At 50.5% G+C, this 19341-nt stretch carries 11 protein-coding genes; 1 reads left to right on the top strand and 10 read right to left on the bottom strand.

The genetic code is table 11. The features are described from left to right. Nucleotides 1-26: 26 nt before the first annotated feature. Nucleotides 27-893: an SDR family oxidoreductase gene (locus tag Q0577_RS04050; protein WP_298733063.1), complete on the top strand. Its 867-nt coding sequence runs from the start codon at nucleotides 27-29 to the stop codon at nucleotides 891-893. 68 nt (nucleotides 894-961) lie between these two features. Here Q0577_RS04050 and Q0577_RS04045 read toward each other — a convergent pair whose 3' ends face one another. From Q0577_RS04045 to Q0577_RS04000, 10 genes are all read right to left on the bottom strand, one after another. Continuing rightward, nucleotides 962-3727, bottom strand: coding sequence for a M14 metallopeptidase family protein (locus tag Q0577_RS04045; RefSeq protein WP_298733061.1), 2766 nt, complete (start codon nucleotides 3725-3727; stop codon nucleotides 962-964). A 117-nt stretch (nucleotides 3728-3844) separates the two neighbouring features. Beyond that, nucleotides 3845-6577, bottom strand: a complete 2733-nt coding sequence (locus Q0577_RS04040; protein WP_298733059.1) for a M14 metallopeptidase family protein — start codon at nucleotides 6575-6577, stop codon at nucleotides 3845-3847. Nucleotides 6578-6674: 97 nt separating this feature from the next. Further along, nucleotides 6675-7994 carry a M20/M25/M40 family metallo-hydrolase gene (locus Q0577_RS04035; protein ID WP_298733057.1) on the bottom strand — a complete coding sequence of 440 codons (1320 nt, stop codon included), beginning with the start codon at nucleotides 7992-7994 and terminating at the stop codon, nucleotides 6675-6677. A gap of 94 nt (nucleotides 7995-8088) precedes the next feature. Further along, a complete protein-coding gene (locus Q0577_RS04030) occupies nucleotides 8089-8712 on the bottom strand; it encodes a hypothetical protein (RefSeq protein WP_298733055.1) in 624 nt (207 codons plus the stop codon). A gap of 22 nt (nucleotides 8713-8734) precedes the next feature. Then, nucleotides 8735-10342 (bottom strand): SusD/RagB family nutrient-binding outer membrane lipoprotein, encoded by a 1608-nt coding sequence (locus Q0577_RS04025; protein WP_298733053.1) that lies wholly within the window; start codon nucleotides 10340-10342, stop codon nucleotides 8735-8737. 18 nt (nucleotides 10343-10360) lie between these two features. Next, nucleotides 10361-13927 carry a SusC/RagA family TonB-linked outer membrane protein gene (locus Q0577_RS04020; protein ID WP_298733051.1) on the bottom strand — a complete coding sequence of 1189 codons (3567 nt, stop codon included), beginning with the start codon at nucleotides 13925-13927 and terminating at the stop codon, nucleotides 10361-10363. A 215-nt stretch (nucleotides 13928-14142) separates the two neighbouring features. Beyond that, nucleotides 14143-15096, bottom strand: coding sequence for a FecR domain-containing protein (locus Q0577_RS04015; RefSeq protein ID WP_298733049.1), 954 nt, complete (start codon nucleotides 15094-15096; stop codon nucleotides 14143-14145). 371 nt (nucleotides 15097-15467) lie between these two features. Then, nucleotides 15468-16031: an RNA polymerase sigma-70 factor gene (locus tag Q0577_RS04010; RefSeq protein WP_298733048.1), complete on the bottom strand. Its 564-nt coding sequence runs from the start codon at nucleotides 16029-16031 to the stop codon at nucleotides 15468-15470. Between the two features lie 235 nt (nucleotides 16032-16266). Beyond that, complete coding sequence (locus Q0577_RS04005) at nucleotides 16267-18018, bottom strand: DUF885 family protein (RefSeq protein WP_298733046.1); 1752 nt, start codon at nucleotides 18016-18018, stop codon at nucleotides 16267-16269. An 18-nt stretch (nucleotides 18019-18036) separates the two neighbouring features. Continuing rightward, nucleotides 18037-19287 (bottom strand): FAD-dependent oxidoreductase, encoded by a 1251-nt coding sequence (locus Q0577_RS04000; protein ID WP_298733044.1) that lies wholly within the window; start codon nucleotides 19285-19287, stop codon nucleotides 18037-18039. Nucleotides 19288-19341: the final 54 nt, after the last annotated feature.

Here is a 19341-nt window from a genome sequence, read left to right as displayed (position 1 = left end):
TCAAATTTGTCGAAAAATATTACAGTATGATATTAGTAACATGTGCAACAGGACACCTTGGTCAAGCCACTTTAAATTTCCTGGTTAAGAAAGTTCCCGCCGGATCAGTAGCGGCATTAGTAAGAGATCTCTCAAAGGGTGAATCGCTCAAAAGCCTGGGTGTATCACTCAGACCCGGCGATTATAATGACCCTGCGTCACTGGCCACTGCATTTAAGGGAGTGGAAACCTTACTGCTGATCTCATCAGGATCCATGGAGAACCGGCTGCAGCAGCATATCAATGCCATTGATGCAGCCAGGGCAAATGGCGTAAAGCATATTATCTACACCGGTGTATTAAAATCAAAACCGGATTCGAAATTTACAGCGGGGATTGATCATTACCATACAGAAGAATACCTTAAAAAATCAGGCCTCTCGTATACCGTGTTCAGGAACACCTATTATACCGAAGTACTGCCGGTGTTCATGGGCAATGCGCTGACCACCGGTCAGTGGTATTATGCGGCGGGTGAAGCAAAGGCTAATTTTGCATCCCGCACGGATATGGCGGAAGCACTGGCCAATGTGCTGGCAGAACCGGCTAAGCATGTGAACAAAATTTACGAGATCACAGGCAACAAGGCGCATGCTTTATCTGAAATAGCAGCGATAGTGAGCGGCATAACAGGTAAGCAGCTTAACTATATACCTGTCTCCCTGGAAGAACTGGAAGCCGGAATGAAGAAGGCGGGTATTCCGGAGCACTATATTTCCGTGATGGCTGGCGTAGCAGGCTCGCTGGGCGCAGGAGAGTTTGACGCGGAAGATCCGGCGCTGGAGCAGTTGCTGGGGAGAAAGCCGGAGGAGATTGGGGTGACTTTGGGAAAGGTGCTGGCGGAAAAGGTGTAAAATTATTTATAAAAGGCCGTTCCTGTTCCCAGGTAACGGCCTTTTTGATTCCGCAATTAAGTTACCTCCTACTTCATCTGGTATAATCCATTAAACAATAATTTAAACGTACCGTGCGGTTGGGCACGGAAAGTGATCTCCGGACCAAAAGCGTACAATTTACCCGCACCCACTGGCGCTACAAAGGCCGCCACCCCATCTTTCAGGTAAGACTGCCCCCAGGCCCAGCCGCTGCGCAGCGGTTTATCAGTGGCAAACCAGGCCACCGGTTTAATACCTTTCTCTGCTGCGCCGGCATCCAGTTTAAACACGGGACTGTTATCAAAATTTATATCTGCCACAGAAGGCATGCCCCAGGCAATGGCCTGTGTACTATCAAAGCTGGCTTGTAAAATACTGCCGGGAATAAAGTACTTGGTACCGGGCAGCGGTTTTTCCTTTCCATCCTTATCTGTTTCTGCGAGGGCATTGTGCACTGGCAAACCGAGATGGTATGCCAGGTTGGTGCTGCTGCCGATGGTAATAACGGAACCGCCTTCTTCCAGGAAGGTTTTCAGCTGGGGAATAGATTTTTCTTTTGTGATCTTGCCTAATGTATGGTGGTATTGCACAGGAATATCTTCGGGCTTTGGCTCTCTCATCATAAAACCATAACGACCTGTTTCTGTTCCGGATACAGGCGGTATGGCGCGGGATACGAAGATAATCACATCGTATTTTTTGCGCAGTCCGCCGGTATCTATATCCTTTGGATAGATGACGCTGAAAGGAAAATGATACTGCTCCATCATCCAGCGTATCCAGCCGGAAGGCATAGATCCGCCGTAGGTGTCCCAGAGAGCGATACGGCTTGCTTCCAGTTGCACGGCGCCGGAGGGTTTCTTCTTAGCACCGCTTACCTTTACACCTGATCTGGTGGCGGCCTGTTGTAGGATATCCTTTGCTTTTGCCCCGGAGGGAACGAAAAAGGTGCCGGGCGGCATCTCTGCTGTTCCCTGTGGCAAACGAAATACCTTCACGCCTGCTTTCAGCAGATCATTCACGGCCGTGAAAGCATTGTTCTCATGTGCATTCAGCAGGTAACCGGCAGTAGCATCCGCAGCAACTGTAGCAGGAGGCGGATCCTGCAGCTGGCCGTAAGGCACTCGTTGAAAGGGCCCTTCTACACCTTCCAGGATACGATCAAACTGCACACCCATCTGGAAAGCCAGGGTCCAGCCGGCTGCATCATACGGGCGGATTGGAGGACCACCGGGGTACTGAAAATCATTCGGATGATCCTGTGGCTCAAACATATCCAGTACATGCGGACGAAAAGCCTGCGCAGTTTTCACGATGTAAGAACCTGCGGGGTATTGTTTTCCATTTACCGTGAAAGGAGCAGTGGCCTTGTGCACGGCAATACCTGTTTTTATCAGTGCGTTGATGAACTTTACAGCGGTTGCAAAATCAGGTTGATCTGCTGAAAGAATGTATGCACGCGGATCGCGGAGATCAGGATTTTTATAGACCGCATCGTAATACTTCATATCGATGGCGCTGCCGCGTCTCATCCAGCCATAAGGATCGCCGCCATCATCTTTTTCACCGTCCTTACCTTGTGCACGCTTATAGGAAGCAGTGATGGCTTCGGAATGCCGCGGAGAAAGTGTCCAGGAATCCTGGCTGCCACGATCAATAGCATTCTTACCCATCTTATAAATATTGAACAGTACCTGGTCGCGCTGACGGGCAGCATAATCGAGCACGGCATAGTTCAGCGAAACGGAGTAATCTATTGAAGTACGGAAATGCCACTCCGCCTGCGGGCGTGCCGGGTTAGGTGTAGCGCCGTTGGGGATGAGACGGTTGGGCACTACGGGTATCTTCTCCGGTGTGGGGTTACCGATGATCTCCGTCAGCAACCCGATCATGTTGTGATACTGCGTAGTGGTACGCAAACCGCCATTATACCAGGTAGAAAAGCTGGAACCATTCAACCGGGTGAAGCCGGGCTTGTCTTCAGCATTCAGGCGGTTATACATAGCGGCGCCGAGTGCATCAATACCGGTGATCATCAGCGGATCAAAGAAGTAGTTGAAGGGATCACGGTAAGGAGGGCCCGCTAATACAGACCCTTCAGGACCACGTTGGTGGTGATTGTACATGATCTGCGGCATCCATTCAAGGAAAAGCTGCTTACCCATATTGTAGCTTTCCTTCATGTTCATGATGTAGAAGTCGCGGTTATTATCATGCCCGATGTACTTCTGGTAAAGAACCGGCAGATGATCGGTGGATCTTTTCTTCGGATCAGGATTACGCATATACCAGTTGGATACGAGCTCCTGTCCATCGGGATTAGCATGCGTCATCAGCACGATCACGTTGTCAAGGATGCGCATGGTTTCCGGGTCGGTACGGCTGGTCAGCTGCCAGGCGGTTTCTATCAGCTGGTGAGTGCCTACTACTTCGTTGGCGTGCAGTCCGCCGTCTATCCATACTACGGCCTTGCCTTCACTGGCGAGGGCACGGGCCTGGTCTATGCTGAGATCTTCTGCGCGGGCCAGTTTTTGGGAGATCTCCTTGTAGCGGGCCAGTTGTTTGATATTCTGTGCTGATGAGATGATGAGCATGTATTGCGGCCGCCCCTCTTCTGTCTGGCCGATGTCTACCAGCTCTACACGGTCTGATGCGGCCAGCTTTTTAAAATAGGCGGATGTTTGCGTGTAATTGGCGAGTTGATAATCGTCGCCAATGGCGAAGCCAAAGTGTTCCTTGGGGGAAGGGATGGTTTGTGCGAACGCAGCAAGCGTTGCGGAGAAGAGGAATATGGAAAGAAAGATGCGTTTCATAGTTTTAAGTTTGAGGTTTTAAGTTTGAGGTTGGTTAAACGTTAGAAGTCCCGGACATGCTTACCAGCCTGGTTCACATGTGCTGATCCTCAAACTTCAAACCTCAAACTTAAAACCCTATTGTTTATACAGTTGATTGAATAACAGTTTAAAGGTACTATGTGATTGTCCGCGGAATGTGATCTCCGGACCAAAAGCATACAACTTGCCTTTACCAACAGGAGCGGAAAAAGCAGCAACGCCGTTCTCCAGGTATTGCTGACCCCAGGCCCAGCCGCTGTGCAGCGGTTTGGAAGAGGAGAACCATACCAATTTCTTCAGGCTGGTAGCGCTGTTATCAAATTTGAATACCGGGCTGCGGTCAAAGTATACATCATTCTTAGCAGGCATACCATAATTCTCTGCGGCAGTGGTATCCAGGTCGGCAATCAGCAGGCTGCCGGGAATGTAGTATCTGGAACCGGGCAATGGCTTCAGCACCCCTTTGCTGTTCTGCTCCATCAATGCACTTTTTACAGGCAAACCAAGATGATAGACCAGGTTGGTGCTTGTACCGATGGTAACTATTTGTCCGCCGGCTTCGAGGAACTGTTTCAGTTGCGGGATAGAAGTATCTGCCGTGATCTTGCCTAACCAGGAGCGGTACTGCACGGGCAAATCCTCTGGCTTGGGAGGTTTGGCCTCATAGCCGCGGTTGTTCCGCTTTGGCTTACCGGTATCGGGAATAGCGCCGGTGGGGAAAATGATCATGTCGTATTTCTTACGCAGGTTACCGGCGTCGATGGCTTGTGAATAAATGAACTCGTAAGAGAAGTGATACTGCTCCATCAGCCAGCTCATCCAGCCGGCGGGGATAGAACCGCCGTAGTTATTCCAGATGGCAATACGCATGGGCGACAATGGCGTGGTAACGGCAGGCGCCTGATCTATAGGCGTAGCGGTTATACCAACATCGGCAGCACTTTTTTCAAGGATCGCCTGTGCTTTGGCAGCGGCAGGAATATAGAAGGCCCCTGCGGACTGCGGCAGGCGGTATACTTTCACACCGGCTTTCAGCAGATCGTTCACGGCAATGAAAGCATTGTTGATGCGCGGATCAATGAGATAACCGGCTTTCCCTGCAGTAACATTGCCTTTGGGAGCGCGCTGTAACTCACCATAGGGAACCTGCTGAAAAGGTCCGTCAACCCCCTCCAGCACCCGGTCAAATTTCACCCCCATCTGGAAGGCCAGTGTCCAGCCGGCAGCATCGTAGGGACGAATAGGCGGACCACCGGGGTATTGGAAATCATTGGGATGATCCTGCGGTTCAAACATATCTATCACATGCGGCCGGAAAGCCTGCGCTGTTCTGATAACATAAGAACCGCCGGGATATTGCTTACCTGCAACGGTAAACGGCGCAGTGGCCTTTTGCACTTCAATACCAGAAAGGATCAGTGCATTCACAAACCGCACGGCGGTAGGGAAATCCGGCTGATCTGCAGGCAGTATATAAGCACGAGCATCGCGGAGGCGGGGATCTTTCAACACACCGTTAAAGTACTTTACAGCGATGGTATCTTCCCGGCCAAATGAGAACTCTCCTCCCCCTTCGCCGGCAGCGCCTGTTTCTTCTTTCTTCTCTGCCTTGCTGGCCAGCTTGATGGTATCTATAAATCGGGGATAGAAGGTCCAGTTATCTTTTTCACCTCGTTCAATCGCATTACGGCCCATACGGTAGATATTGTACAACAACTGGTTCCGGTAACGCGCAGCGTAATCCAGTACTGCGTAGTTGAGTGAAACCGAATAATCGATAGACTGGCGGAAATGCCATTCCTGCGGCACCACCGGATTGGGGGTGGCCCCGTTGGGAATCAGGCGGTCGGGTACCAGCGGTACTTTCTCCGGTGTAGGGTTACCAATGATCTCTGTAAGTAAGCCGATCATGTTATGGAAATAAGGCGTTGTACGCAGTCCGCCGTTCCACCAGGTAGAAAACTGGGAGCCGGCACGCTGGGTGTAGCCAGGCTTGCCTTCCGCGTTCAGGCGGTTGTTCATGGCAGCGCCAACGGCGTCTATACTTGTCACGATCAGGGGATCGTACACATAGTTGAAAGGATCACGGTAAGGAGGGCCCGCCAGTACGGATCCTGCAGGGCCGCGCTGATGGTGGTTGTACATGATCTGCGGGATCCATTCAACAAACAGCTGCCGGCTGATGTTCTGGCTCTCCTTCATGTTCATCATGTAGAAGTCGCGGTTGTTATCATGCCCTACATACTTTTCGTACAGGCGTGGTATGTTGGTGGCCCGTTTCTTCGGATCGGGCTCGCGCATGTACCAATCTGACACCAGTTCCTGCCCATCAGGATTAGCATGTGTGAGGAGGATGATGTCGTTCTCAAGGATAAACATGGTTTCCGGGTCGGTACGGGTTACCAGCTGGTACATGGTTTCAATAAGCTGGTGAGCGCCTACCACTTCTGTTGCATGCAGGCCGCCGTCGATCCATATAACGGATTTGCCTTCGGCGGCAAGGCTGCGGGCCTGTTGGTCCGTCAGCCCTTTTGCACGCCCCAGTTGTTGAGAAATCTCTTTATAACGTTGCAGTTGCTTTATATTCGCTGGTGATGAAACGATCAGCATATACTGATGGCGGCCTTCTTCTGTAAGGCCAATGTCTACCAACATGGTTCTGTCTGAAGCCGACAACTTTTTGAAGTAAGCTTCGGTTTGTGTGTAGTTGGCTAATTTGTAATCATCACCGATATTAAAACCGAAATGTTCTTTTGGTGTGGGGATAGATTGGGCATGGATGAGGTGAATGGTGAACAGTAAGACTACAGAGAGAAAGATTTGTTTCATAACAGATTTTGGTTTGACGTATGAAATTGGACGCTTGGAGATTGCTTCGTCGCGCTACGCTCCAGTTTTAGTACTCCTCGCAATGACGAGGAGGCAGTTATTTTGCAATCCCCGCCTCCGCCAGCAACACCAGCAGTGTACGCTGCGTAGCCAGATAAGATTGGTCATCTATCCACCACTCGTCCAGCGCGTGGGCGTTGCCGCCTTTACCGCCACTGCCCATCGTAATGGCGGGCACGCCTTGGGAAATGGGGATATTTGCGTTTGTAGAACTCACCCCCAATTTGGGCGCGCCGCCTACAAATGCAATGGCGGATTTGGCATACTGGATCAGCGGAAGTGTGCTGTCTGATCCGCCGGAGGGACGATCGCCTATCAGCTTCACGTCTACTGTTAGCGGGGCGCCACTGCGTTTCATCTCGTTCTCTTCGCGCAGCGCGCGCTGAATGGCATCCTGCAGCAGCTTATCAACACCTGCCAGGCGTTCCGGGCTTTCAGAACGCATATCTACCTCCATCCATGATTCAAATGGAATGGAGTTCACCGATGTACCGCCGCCTATTACGCCCACGTTATAGGTTACACGAACGCCTTCCTGCCGGGTAAACGTATCCGCCGCTACAGACCAGTAGTGAATGGTACGCCCTAATGCATTATGCGGGTTGGCCAGCCCAAAAGCGCCGGAAGAATGACCGCCGGGGCCTTTGAATGTTACACGGTAACGATGGGAGCCCAGGCCGCGGTGGGTGATGCCTTCCATGTTCCATCCATCGATAGCAATGTAGGCGTCTATTTTACCGGGACCACCATCGCTGAAAAGATGCTTCACCCCGCGGAGGTCGCCTTGTCCCTCCTCTCCCACTACACCGCAGAATAATATATCCGCTTCTGTTTCAATACCTGTTTGCTCCATGATCTTCAGGATGGTATGCACCAGTGATAGTGCGCGGGTATCGTCTATAATACCGGGTGCATACAGGGTATCTCCCTTATGCTTTACCGTTACATCAGTCCCTTCCGGGAACACGGTATCCAGGTGACCTTCCAGCACCACTGTTTTCTTACCGGTGCGGCCTTTACGTTTGGCAATAACATTCCCTACCTTATCGATCCATACAGAATCGGCGCCTGCCGCTTTCATCATTGAAGCATATTTTTCCGCGCGTTGTGTTTCCTTAAAGGGAGGCGCCGGTATTTCTGTTAACAGGATGTGATCGCTGAGTGTTTGCGGCTGCATATCGATGATGGCCTGCATGGCCTTCTTTACCGCCGGCCTGGCCGCCAGGGCCCTGATCTCACTGACATACTTTTTTTCTGCCACGGGCATTGCTGCTGCTCCGCTCTTTTGCGCCTGCGCTGCCAGCGATGCATTGATGATGGCGGCTGTAACTACTAATCCTTTTACAAAGTGCTGCATAAAATTCAGGTTTGAGAGTTTGAAGCTTTAAAGGGTTGAAACGCTCACAAACTATTGGTCCTTTAAACGCTTAAACACTTAAACTAAGCATTCTTTACTGATTTTTAAACCTTACGCCTACACGGCAGTCGCCGGGCTCTCCCCTGGCTTCATCACAAATATTGTTAAAGAAAGTCACAATCCTGCGCCCATCGCCCAGGTTGAGGATAAATTTGAATAAAAAATAGTCGTTCACCTTTACGTCATCCAGGTCTACATTATTTAAAGCAGCCAGCTGTGCAGCGGTAAAAGAATAAGATTTAGGGAAGCTGGTAACCGTTTCATAAAGATGATCGTTGCTACCCACAATACTCGGCAGCGGGAACTGCGCAATATTAGGATACTGGTTACCCGGCTGGGAAATCACCAGCGGATAGGCGGGCACACTGGCTTCGGCTTTGTTATAGCTGGTGTACACCTCAATGGAAGTAACCGTTTCCTTGCCGTAGCCTTCCCAGTTAAGGGTAAAGGCGAACTCCTGGTTGGGCAGGTTGGCGTCTTTCAGGTTAAAGAAGGCCACTTTACCCGCCTGCCGTGTAGGCAGGGCCGTTTTGGTAGTGTCTATCGTTACCACGGGTACGGCAGTATAAGAATAATCTTCCCATTCGTAGTGCGCCTTTTTACAGGAGCCGATGATCAATGACAAGATCAATATTGCGAGTACTATATATCTGTTCATGGTGCTCATAATTTGTTAAATGCTATTTATCCCAAAAAACCGGTGTTGTTTGCTGAGCGATCTGCAGCTGGCTGGCGTTACCTGCTACAGAAGTATTGGCGGTCAGCTCTGTTTCTGAATAATACAAACGCATCGGGAAGCTGTTAAGCGGCGACAGCAGCGGGCGCAATGCCGGCAGCCCGGTACGCCGGAAATCTGTATACGCCTCCATCCCGTTACCAAAGGATGCGATGTATTTCTGTGTCATTACCAGGTTCAGCTTGCCATTGGCATCTGCGGCATCATACTGCAACAACTGCGCGTCTGCAAAGCTGCTGATGGCGCCTGCAGTTAAAGGGATGCCGCCGTTGGCCGCCGCATATGTGCTGACTTCTGTAAGATGAGCAGTGATCCCATCACGAAAAGCCTGGCGGGCATCATCGCCGGTATTCAATGTAAGCGCCGCTTCTGCACGGATGAATTTCACCATCGCGTTGGTGATCATCGGCATAATGCCCGCGCCCGTTCCATCTGCTACCGATACCACTTTCGGTGTACTGGTAGCGCCGGTATTGGTGAGAAAGATATTGGTGCCCGGCAGGTTATTGATAGGGGCGTTGTCATACAAGCCCCCGGCAGGATATATGCCAAAGGTAGCACGACGGTTAAGGTCTGCCGGTGTGGCGGTACCATCCCCGGGATTACGGCCGTAATAGCCGTTGCTGTTAGTTGAATTATTGAGACCCGCAGTAGCGTTCTGGCGTACAATGTAATAGCGCAGGCGCGGATCATCGTTGTTAAACAGGAGATCAATAAGCGACTGGCTCATGTAGAAGGTTTTGCCACCCTGGTAATCTACCCGGTGCCAGGGATGACGGTTATTCGGGTTTTGACCTGAACCGAACTTAAAAGTGAAATCCAACGTATTACTGTTAGAGGTACCCCCTATCAGCGTGGCAGGATCTGCGATCAGCGTCCTGATGGCATTGGCAGACCGCGCAGGATCTACCAGGCGGATGGTGTTATACAGCTTCAACTTCAGAGAGTTGGCCATGGCCAACCAGGAAGATTTACTACCGGCGTATATAAGATCCGAAGTAGCGGGTACCATCGGACCGGCGTTTGTTTTACCTGCATCAGCAATGGCCTCGTCTATCATAGTCAGCACCTTTTCATAGATCTCCTGGCCATCTTCAAATGCAGGACTGGTATTAGCCTGTCCCTGTTGTGTCTGCGAATAAGGAATATCGCCCCACATATCCACCATAAGGCTTACAAGGTATGCTTTTTCCAGCTTGGCGATGGCCACATAACCCCATTGCTGCTCCGCAGTGCCCTTGGTGATAATCGCTTCCAGGTCGTTCAGCGTCTGGCTATAGAAGCCTGTCCAGGAATCATCGAAGGTAGTGCCCTGCTGCTGATAACGGCTTAGCGCACCTGAGAAAACCACATGCTGTACAAAAGTGGAAGCGCCGCTGTTCATCTGGTACATGTTGGCTACCAGCGACACTTCCGTTGCAGGCAGCAGTAAGGGCAGCTCTGCCTCTGTCGGGTTATTGGGATCGGTGTTAATGTCTACAAACTTGCTGCAGCCGGTGACAGACAAGAGACCTGCCAACCCCAACGTATATACTATGTTTTTAACTGTCATCATCATTTCGGTTTAAGATCAGAAAGAACATCTCAGGTTAACGCCATAACGCTTGGTGGTAGGCACCGTCAGGTTATCATAGCCCTGTGAGTTGCCTGCGCCCAGCGAACTTACCTCCGGATCGAAGTTGGTATACTTCGGGAAGTTGGGCGCATTATACCAGAGATTGCGGCCGGTGATGGAGATAAAGGCCGAACCGAAAGGCGTTTTGCCTAAGAAGCTTTTAGGTATCTCGTAGCCCAGCGATATTTCGCGCAGGCGAAACACTGTGGCATCGAAAACAGAACCTTCATTGATACCTCCATTGCCAGGGCCCATACTGCCGCTGAAGAAGTGGTCTTCCCAGGAGAGGGCCACATTGTTGGGTATCTTATTGCCCCGTTCATCGCGCAGCGCGGTAAGCGTGTTGATATCGCCCAGCACGCCGGGAGAAACGATGGTGACCTCACGGTTCTCCATATCGCGGGTAACACCGCGTGACAGCATTTCGGCTACTGTGCGGGAGAACATCTGTCCGCCCTGTTTCCAATCGAACAATACATTCAGTGTAAAGTTCCTGAACTTAAAGTTGTTGGTAATACCCAGGATGAAATCAGGGTTGGGATTACCGATCGCTTTTAATGATCCGGACACCAGCGGTTTACCGGTATTGGGATCTATCAGCACATTACCTTCTTCATCACGTGCGTAAGCGGTACCCTGGATCTGGCCGTATGGCTGGCCTACAATGTGTACACTGCTGGTGCCATTGGCGCCGCCGTAGCTGAATCGCTGAAAGCCACCCAGGTCTTTGATCATGTTCCTGTTACGGGTAAAGTTGGCAGATATGTCCCAGTTGAAACCATTGTGCGTCTGGATAGGCGACAGGTTCAGGCCTATTTCCACGCCTTTGTTGGTGGCCTCTCCCAGGTTCAGTATCTGTGTGGTAAATCCGGAAGATGGCGCAGCCGTTACCTCAAATATCTGTGATGTACTTCTTTTGTTATAGTAGGTAAAGTCAATACCGATGCGGTTGTTGAAGAACTGCAGTTCTGTACCTAATTCCAGCTCTGTGATAAATTCCGGTTTCAGGTTGGCATTGGTGAGCAGGTTGGCCTGTGTAACAACATTGTACGTCATACCGCCGGCGGGCGTAAAGGGAAGTCCCACATTGGAGGGTGTACCGCCGCCGCCCAGCACGGGGTTGGTCTGGTAGAAGCTTTCTGTCTGGTACGGAGAGGCCTCATTACCTACCCGCGTATAACCAGCGCGCACCTTACCGAAGTTCAGGATGTCTTTAGACAAATGAAAGGCCTCTGTGAAGACGAGGGAGCCATTCACACCACCGTAGAAGTAGCTCCGGTTGTTAGCCGGTAGTGTGGAAGAAACGTCATTACGGCCTACCAGGTTGAGGGAAGCAAAGTTCTTATAGTCCAGGGTGATGTCTGTAAAGAAAGCATAGTAGCGCTGCTTCAGCACGTTCCTGTTATTTATCAGCTGAATAGGCGTAACAGAACTGGTGTTGTTCATGTCTACCAGGTCTGCTACGATAATGTTATCTCCATAAAAAGCTTTTCGATCGGTAATACGCTGGTTCACGTTATTGCCCACTATCGCGCGCAGCGAAAGATCTGGATTCAGGGCGCGGGTAACCGTCAGCAACAGCGTGTTATCCAGCTCCTGGCGGTAGATGTTGTCAGAAGTGATACTGCCGTTGGGATAGGAAGAGGCGCCTTTACCGCGAACGCTCATGCGCCTGTCTGTATATGCATTAAAGCCAACGGTGTTTTGAATATTCAGCCAGGGCAAAGGGTCAAAGCCCAATACCAGGTTACCGTAGTACCTGTCTACCGAGCTCGTGGAAGGGCTGTGTTTTACAGACCAGTAAGGATTATCTATACCCGTATAATCGTATACGTTACTGCCGTCTATCGGGTTCTCGAACGGATAATTGGTAAGGTCATAGCTGGTAGGCACATACATCAGCGTAGACATGATAGAGCTGGTAGTACCGCCGATGGGAGGCGTTTTCTGCCGGATCATCACGTAATTGATAGAACCGCTGGCGTAAAATTTATTATCCAGGCGGATGTTGCCGCCGATGTTCATGGAGGTACGCTTTATCTCATTCTCCGGCACCACGCCCTTATTGATGGTGTGAGAAAATCCACCGTTGAAATTACCTTTCTCGCTACCGGAAGAGATGGTAATGGCGTTTTCGTATACGCTTCCCTGGCGGAAAAAGTTCCTGGTGTTCTCTTTCGCATAAGACCTGTAAGGCACCTGAATGGGCGTAACACCATCTGCCTCGTAGAACTGGGGGAATACGGCCGAACTGAACTGCCTGGTAAGCTGGTGCGGGATGGTTGCCCTGGTGGGGATCATGCTTGGTACACCTTCAAACGGCTGTCCCCACGACGCGTATACCCCTTGCCGGTAGTCGTTATTGGTACCTTGCCCGTATTTGGTCTGGTACTCCGGCAACCCCGACACTTCTTCAATGGAATAGGACGTATTGTAAGTGATCTCTGTACCTTTGCGGCTCTTCTTCTTACCTGCCTTGGTGGTGATGATGATAGCGCCGTTGGCTGCCCTTGAACCGTATAAAGCGGCTGCAGCTGCGCCCTTCAGCACGGTCATGCTCTGGATGTTGTTAGGGTCCAGGTCAAAGGCGCGGTTGGTTACCCCTGAGCCGCCTACGGTAGTAGCGCCTACGTTGCCAAAGCTGGAGTTATCAAATGGCACGCCATCTACTACAAACAGCGGCTGGTTGTTACCATTCAGGGATGAGTTACCACGGATGGTAATATTGGTAGAGCCGCCTGCCACACCACCGGCCGATTGAATGTTCACACCGGCTACCTTACCGGTGAGCGCTCTTATCGGGTCCGGCTCAGATTTTTGTGACAGCTTTTCTGAAGTAACGGTAGTGACGGAATAGCCCAGACTTGTTTTCTGCCTGGCTATACCCGCCGCCGTTACCACTATATCCTGCAGCTGCTTCACCGCGGCTTTGAGGCGGATCACTTCTGCGGAAGCAGCATTTATTTCCATTACATTATACCCGATGGCTGTAACGGCCAGTGTTGCGCCTGATTTTACACGCAGGGTAAATGAGCCATCTACGCCGGATACTACACCGTTGCCGGTGCCTTTTTCAACGATGGTGGCGCCGGGAAAAGGTTCGCCATTCTCACCCAGTACGCGGCCTTTAAGAACAGTATCTGCTACAGGCCGCACCAGGGCCATTTCGGGAAGCGGCGTGCTTTTAACGGGCGTTCCGTCGTGGTTGTCTTTCAGGATGATGAAACCATCGTTTACAACAAAGCCGATATCGAGACGACCCAGCACCTTATCCAGCACTTTTCCCAGCTCTTCCTGGTCTGCACGCGCGGTTACCTTTCTGTCAAGTGCAATATGGCTGGAGCTGTAAACAAATTTCACATCCGCCTTGCTGCGGATCTGGTTGAGCACCAGCTGCAGGCTCATATCATCTGCCTGCAGGGAGATCTTCCTGTTCAGGATACTTTGGGAATACCCGGGATGGGCGTGGGCAATGCCGATTATCAGCATCCCGATAGTTAGTAGTTTTAAAGTTCTACACATAGATCTTGGTTGCGTTTTAATTGCTGGTTGATATAAGGCAATAGCGTCCCCACCGCGCCGGTGCGCAGCAGCTTTTACACAGGATAGTCATCGGCGTTATTTAAGCCCTTAGAGAGCTCAAACCCGCTGGTAAGTCTTGTTTGACGGTTGTTGGGTCATAGGCGCAATTTTTTTGTGCGTGTTAGCGTACGTTCCAGGTTGTGGCTGATACAGGTTCATGACTCTTTTTTTTGCTTTAACAAAATTGTTTTCCCTTTGATCTCAAAGGCCAGGTTGAGCGCCTGGGAGATCATCTCCATTGTATTTTTTAATGACTGGTCTGTCAGATCTGCGGTAAGCAGATTGCTGTTGATCGCTGGTTCTTCCGTTTGTATATCTACTTCAAATTTCCGTTCAATACGGTGTATCACTTCTGCCAGGCGTGCATCGTTAAAAGACATATCGTATTCCGTGCCGCGGGTCAGCTCGTGTACAGCGGCGCTGCGCTGTTCCTGCTTAGCGATGGCGGTTCCTTTGGCGGTGTACAGTGCCTGCTGGTTAGGATAAAGCACCACCCTGCCCGACTGCGGGGCGCTTAATGAGATCTTGCCTGTGAGCACGTTCACCTGCGTTTCCTGGCCATTGCTGCGGATATTAAAGCTGGTACCCAGCACCTGTGTGGTAAGTGCCCCGCAATGGATCTTAAAGGGATGTGCGGCATCTTTTGCCACTTCAAAGAGCGCTTCACCTTCCAGGGTCACTACGCGGTCGCCATCGCCGAAAGTAACCGGGAATGTCAGCTTACTGTTGCCTTTCAGCCAGATGATAGAACCATCTGACAGGATATGCTTCTTAATCTTTCCCGGTGTACTGGTCATGGCAGTGAGACGATGCGGCGCTACCAGGTCCAGTAGCCTGTTCCTGAAGGCAAATACTGCGATGATCAGGCATGCTGCGGCGGCAGCTGCCCGGAGTGTGCGTATATTGGTGAACAGGCGGCGTATTGGAGTGGGACGCTGTTGCTGTTCTATCCGTTGCATCAGACGCTGATACCCCCCCGTCTGCGCCTCCTGCTTTTCTTCAGCGGGCAATGCATCAAAGGCAGTTTCATCTGCCATGGCATCCAGCCACTGTTCCAACTTTGCAGCATCAGCAGCATCCAGCTCTCCTTTCAGATATTTATCGATCAAGTTTTTAAATTCCTGTTGACTCATCAGTTTCTTCAAAGTTGAATTTATAGTGGCGGATAAAAGATGGTTTATATAAGTAAGTAAAGTGAGAAAGAAGGAACACCTAGTGGTAGAGAAAAAAAAGTTGATCGTGTATATAAATACATGGTTGTAGAAGAGCACTGAACTTCTGCCAGGGAGTTACTAAGCCCTTACTAAGCAATTACTAAGCCCTTACTAACCATGCACTAAACTCATACTAAATTAACCTTAAAAGCATTTCACAGGTAAACGGCCAGTAAACCCTTTGTAGAACAGCAGGTGAGGTGGACTTAAGGTGGACCTGAGGTGGACTTGATGCGGGGTAAAATTGTATCAGGCGGGAGGGCTGCCTAGTATTGGCCGAAGACCATCCTGAGCTGGCGAAGCGCCTTGGTAAGATGATTTTCAACGGTTTTGTGGGAGATATTCAGTGTGGTGGCAATATCCCGTACGGAGAGGTGCTCCATACGGCTCATCCTGAATACCTGTTGGCATTTTTCGGGCAGGCGGGAGATCTCTTTTTCAACGGCATCCCGGAGGTCGGAAGCGGCAATATGTTCCTCATTGGAATTATCGCTCATTTTGCCGGTTTGCAGGGAAAAATAGCTGGCATAGGTTCTGCGGACCTGGTCCGATTTTATATAGTTGAATATCTGGTATTTAACGGCGGCAAACAGGTAAGATGACAGCGCGCCGGTTAATTCAATGGTAGTATGTTTCATCCAGAGGGAGTAGAATACCTCCTGAATGATCTCTTCTGCTATTTCCTTGTTCTTTAAGCGGTTAAAAACGTATCCGTAAAGGCGCGGCCAGTATTCGTTGTAGATAGCCTCAAAGGCGTTCATATCGCCTTGTTTGAGCGAGGCGATGACGGTCGCCTCATCGAATGAATTATATTTATTGCTAATATTCAATATTTTTTCTCATTCGTGCTGTAATGACTATAAACAAACAAAAAATAATTGAAAATTCATAATGTAGAGAAGGAAAAGTGATGACTATCTAGATAAATAGTGCAAAATTTCTGCAGTAGGATTTATTATATTATTGGTATTCCGTACCAATTCTTATCAAGAAAAAAGCCGCCCGGCTTTTAACCCGGACGGCGCGATTTTATCAACCAAAACTAAGCTAGTCGCGTATACGCTTTTATTTTACCTGGTAAAACCGCCAGCTGGTCTTAAAATCTTTTGTCAGCTGCTGGTTGGTGAGTATAGCCCGGATCATCTCCACCGGCAGCTGGTTTTCATGCAGCACGGCGTCGTGGTATTGTTTGATGGTCATCTTGCCACCATCTACCAGCTCTTTTTTCAATGCATAGAACTGTAAACCGCCAATCATGTATGCCAGCTGGTAAAGCGGGCCGTATCCAAGTCCGGGTGCGAAAGAACGGCGCACTTCGCCTTCGGCGTTGGCCCTTTCATGTCCTACCCTGTCTACCAGGAAGTCTACACATTGCTGGGGCGTCCATTTACCCAGCTGAAAATTAAGAGAGAAGATGATGCGCGCGCAACGGTGCATTCGCCAGAACAACATGCCTACACGGTCTTCAGGAGAGCGGGGAAAATGCAGGTCCCACAACAGCATTTCCCAGTACAACGCCCATCCTTCGATCCAGAAAGGAGTGTTGAAGTTGCGGTACGCTTTGTAACGGTCGCACATGAACATCTGTAAATGATGCCCGGCTATCAGCTCATGATGCACGGTAGCACGGGAAAAATGCGGGTTGTTGCCACGCATGCTCATCAGCTTATCATCCTCGCTCATATCGTTTGTAGGGTAGGAAATGCTGAGCACTTCGCCGCCTGTAAAGAAGGGATTGACACGCTGCCTTTCGGGCGTCATCATGATCATGCGCCAGGTTTCTTCTGCAATGGGCGGTATGGTAACAAGATCATTCTTTTTGAGGAACTCGATAGACTGGTGGTAGAGATCCATGATAGCTTCCGGCTGTTTACCGGCGGGGACGTAGGTGTTCTTGACCTTCTCCAGCGCCTTTTTCCAGTCGTCGCCGAAACCCATTTCGCGGGAGGCTTTCAGCATCTCAGCATCGCACCAGGCAAATTCTTTATTGGCGATGGCGATCAGTTCTTCGGGAGTGTAGGGGATCAGCTCATACTGTAACTGACGGATCAGCTCCTCTCTTCCGATGGGATAACCGATAATGTCGCTGCTGTCTTCCTTGCTGCCCGGCGCTGTTCTTTCTGCGGCTTTCCAGGTGTGTGCGTACAGGCTCAGTGCAGAATCCAGCTCTTTGCCGGGCGCCGCTGTCCACCAGCTGTACTGGGGATCATAACCATTATAGAACATGTTTACGCTTTGCAATGCCTGTTGCAGGCCTTTTACAATACCCCCGCCACGGAGAATGAGGTTGATGTCAAGTGTGTGCTGCTTCCTGAGTTCTTTTGTTTTCTTACCTGCTTCGATCGCCATCTCATGAAAGCTGGCGGCCAGCTCCTGGGCATTCTGCTGCGTACCACGGCGGCGGATCTTTTCTATGGCGTATATCTTATCTGCAAATGGAAACCAGTCGCTAAGGCGTTTGTATTGCGTGTCTTCTTCCTGGTATTGATGCAGTTGCTCCTGCAGCTTTTTCCTGAACATGATATAATCTACCCGTGAGCCCACCGGCAGGGTATTGAAGTCTATCTGCTCCAGCTGGCGGAGATAATTGCTGTCCAGCTGCTGCAGCTGCTGACGGCGTTCCGGCGAATTCACTAAAAAATAGAACCTGGCAATACTACCTCTGTCTGCCTGGTAGCGGACCATCAGATCATTCACCTCGCTGGTTTGCGCATAGAGGGAAGATGGGGCTTGTTGCTGTGCTTTGGCAGACTGAAAACCACCCGTCAGGGCAAACGCTGCCCATAGTAATGCGATTACTTCCTTTTTGTAGCTCATATGTTATGCGGTTTTACTTTACAACCGTTCCGGGTTGAAAGGATCTATATCCATAGATGCAGGCACACCCTGCACTAATTCGCTCACAAGTTTCCCGGTACCGGCGCCCAGGCTGATGCCTAACATAGAGTGCCCGGTAGCCACGGTGAGGTTGTTATATTGCCGTACCTTACCGATGTAAGGCAATCCGTCGGCGCTGCAGGGACGATAGCCGTACCACACCTTATCTGCCGCAGGCATAGGAATATCGTATTCCGGGAAATAACGTTTTACCGATTCCAGGATGCCCTCCACTCTTTGCATACGGGGTGGTGCATTCAGCGAAGTGATCTCCATAGTTCCGCCAAAACGGATCTTATTGCCGTCCATCGGCGCAATGGCCACCCGGGCCTCGCTGAGTATGATAGAGTGATGCAGTTTGTAGGGTGCATCTTCAAAAGTAACGCTGTATCCGCGGCCGCCTACCATGGGCAGACGCAGGTTAAGTTGCCTGGCAATGCCGCTGCTCCATACGCCGGCTGCCAGTACAATATGATCGGCGGTATATTCCTTCCCTCCCGCTTTTACGCCTTTAATACGGCTGCCGTTGGTGGAGAACCCGGTTACTTCCTGGTTGATCTCCAAACGAATGCCTTTCTGCTGCAGGAAGGCCAGCAGGCTGCTCATGAGCTTATTGGGATATAGTTGAGCATCGCAGGCAAAGTACAGGGCGCCCAAAGCGTCTATTTCCGCATCCGGCTCCATGGCCTTCAGCTCTCTTTTGTTCAGCAGGCGGGCGTCCAGTCCCAGGTGCAGGGACTCTTTCAATGTTTCTGCGGCATGATGCAGGTTTTCTTCTGTTTTGAAGAACTCCAGCATACCTTTCGGTTCATAGGCAAAATCCATTCCCGGCAGCTTTGTCCATTCTTCGTACAGGCGTTTGCTTAACAAAGCAATGTCACGCAGGGGAACGGCGGAGCGCTCCACATGTTCGCGCGTAGCGCTTTTCATGAATTTCAATCCCCAGGATATCAGCTCGCCATTCAGGCGCGGCTGTACATAAAAAGGGCTTTTGGCATTCAGCATCCACTTCAGGCCCTGCTTAACAATGCCTGGCGTAGCCAGCGGCACAAAATGACTGGGGCATACATAACCAGCATTGCCGTATGAACAGCCCTGCCGCATATCGCCACTATCTATTACGGTTACACTATAACCCGCTTCCTGCAGGTAGAACGCACTACTCAGGCCTATAATGCCGCCGCCTATGATGATAACTTCTTTTGACATCAGTTGAAAAATTCCAGATTCCAAATACCAAATACCAAATTCCGGAGCCGGGAT

Origin of the sequence: uncultured Chitinophaga sp. (assembly GCF_937898475.1) — a bacterium.
Classification (GTDB): Bacteria; Bacteroidota; Bacteroidia; order Chitinophagales; family Chitinophagaceae; genus Chitinophaga.
Note: the sequence above shows the minus strand (reverse complement) of the source record. Positions and strands in the feature narration are given on the sequence as shown.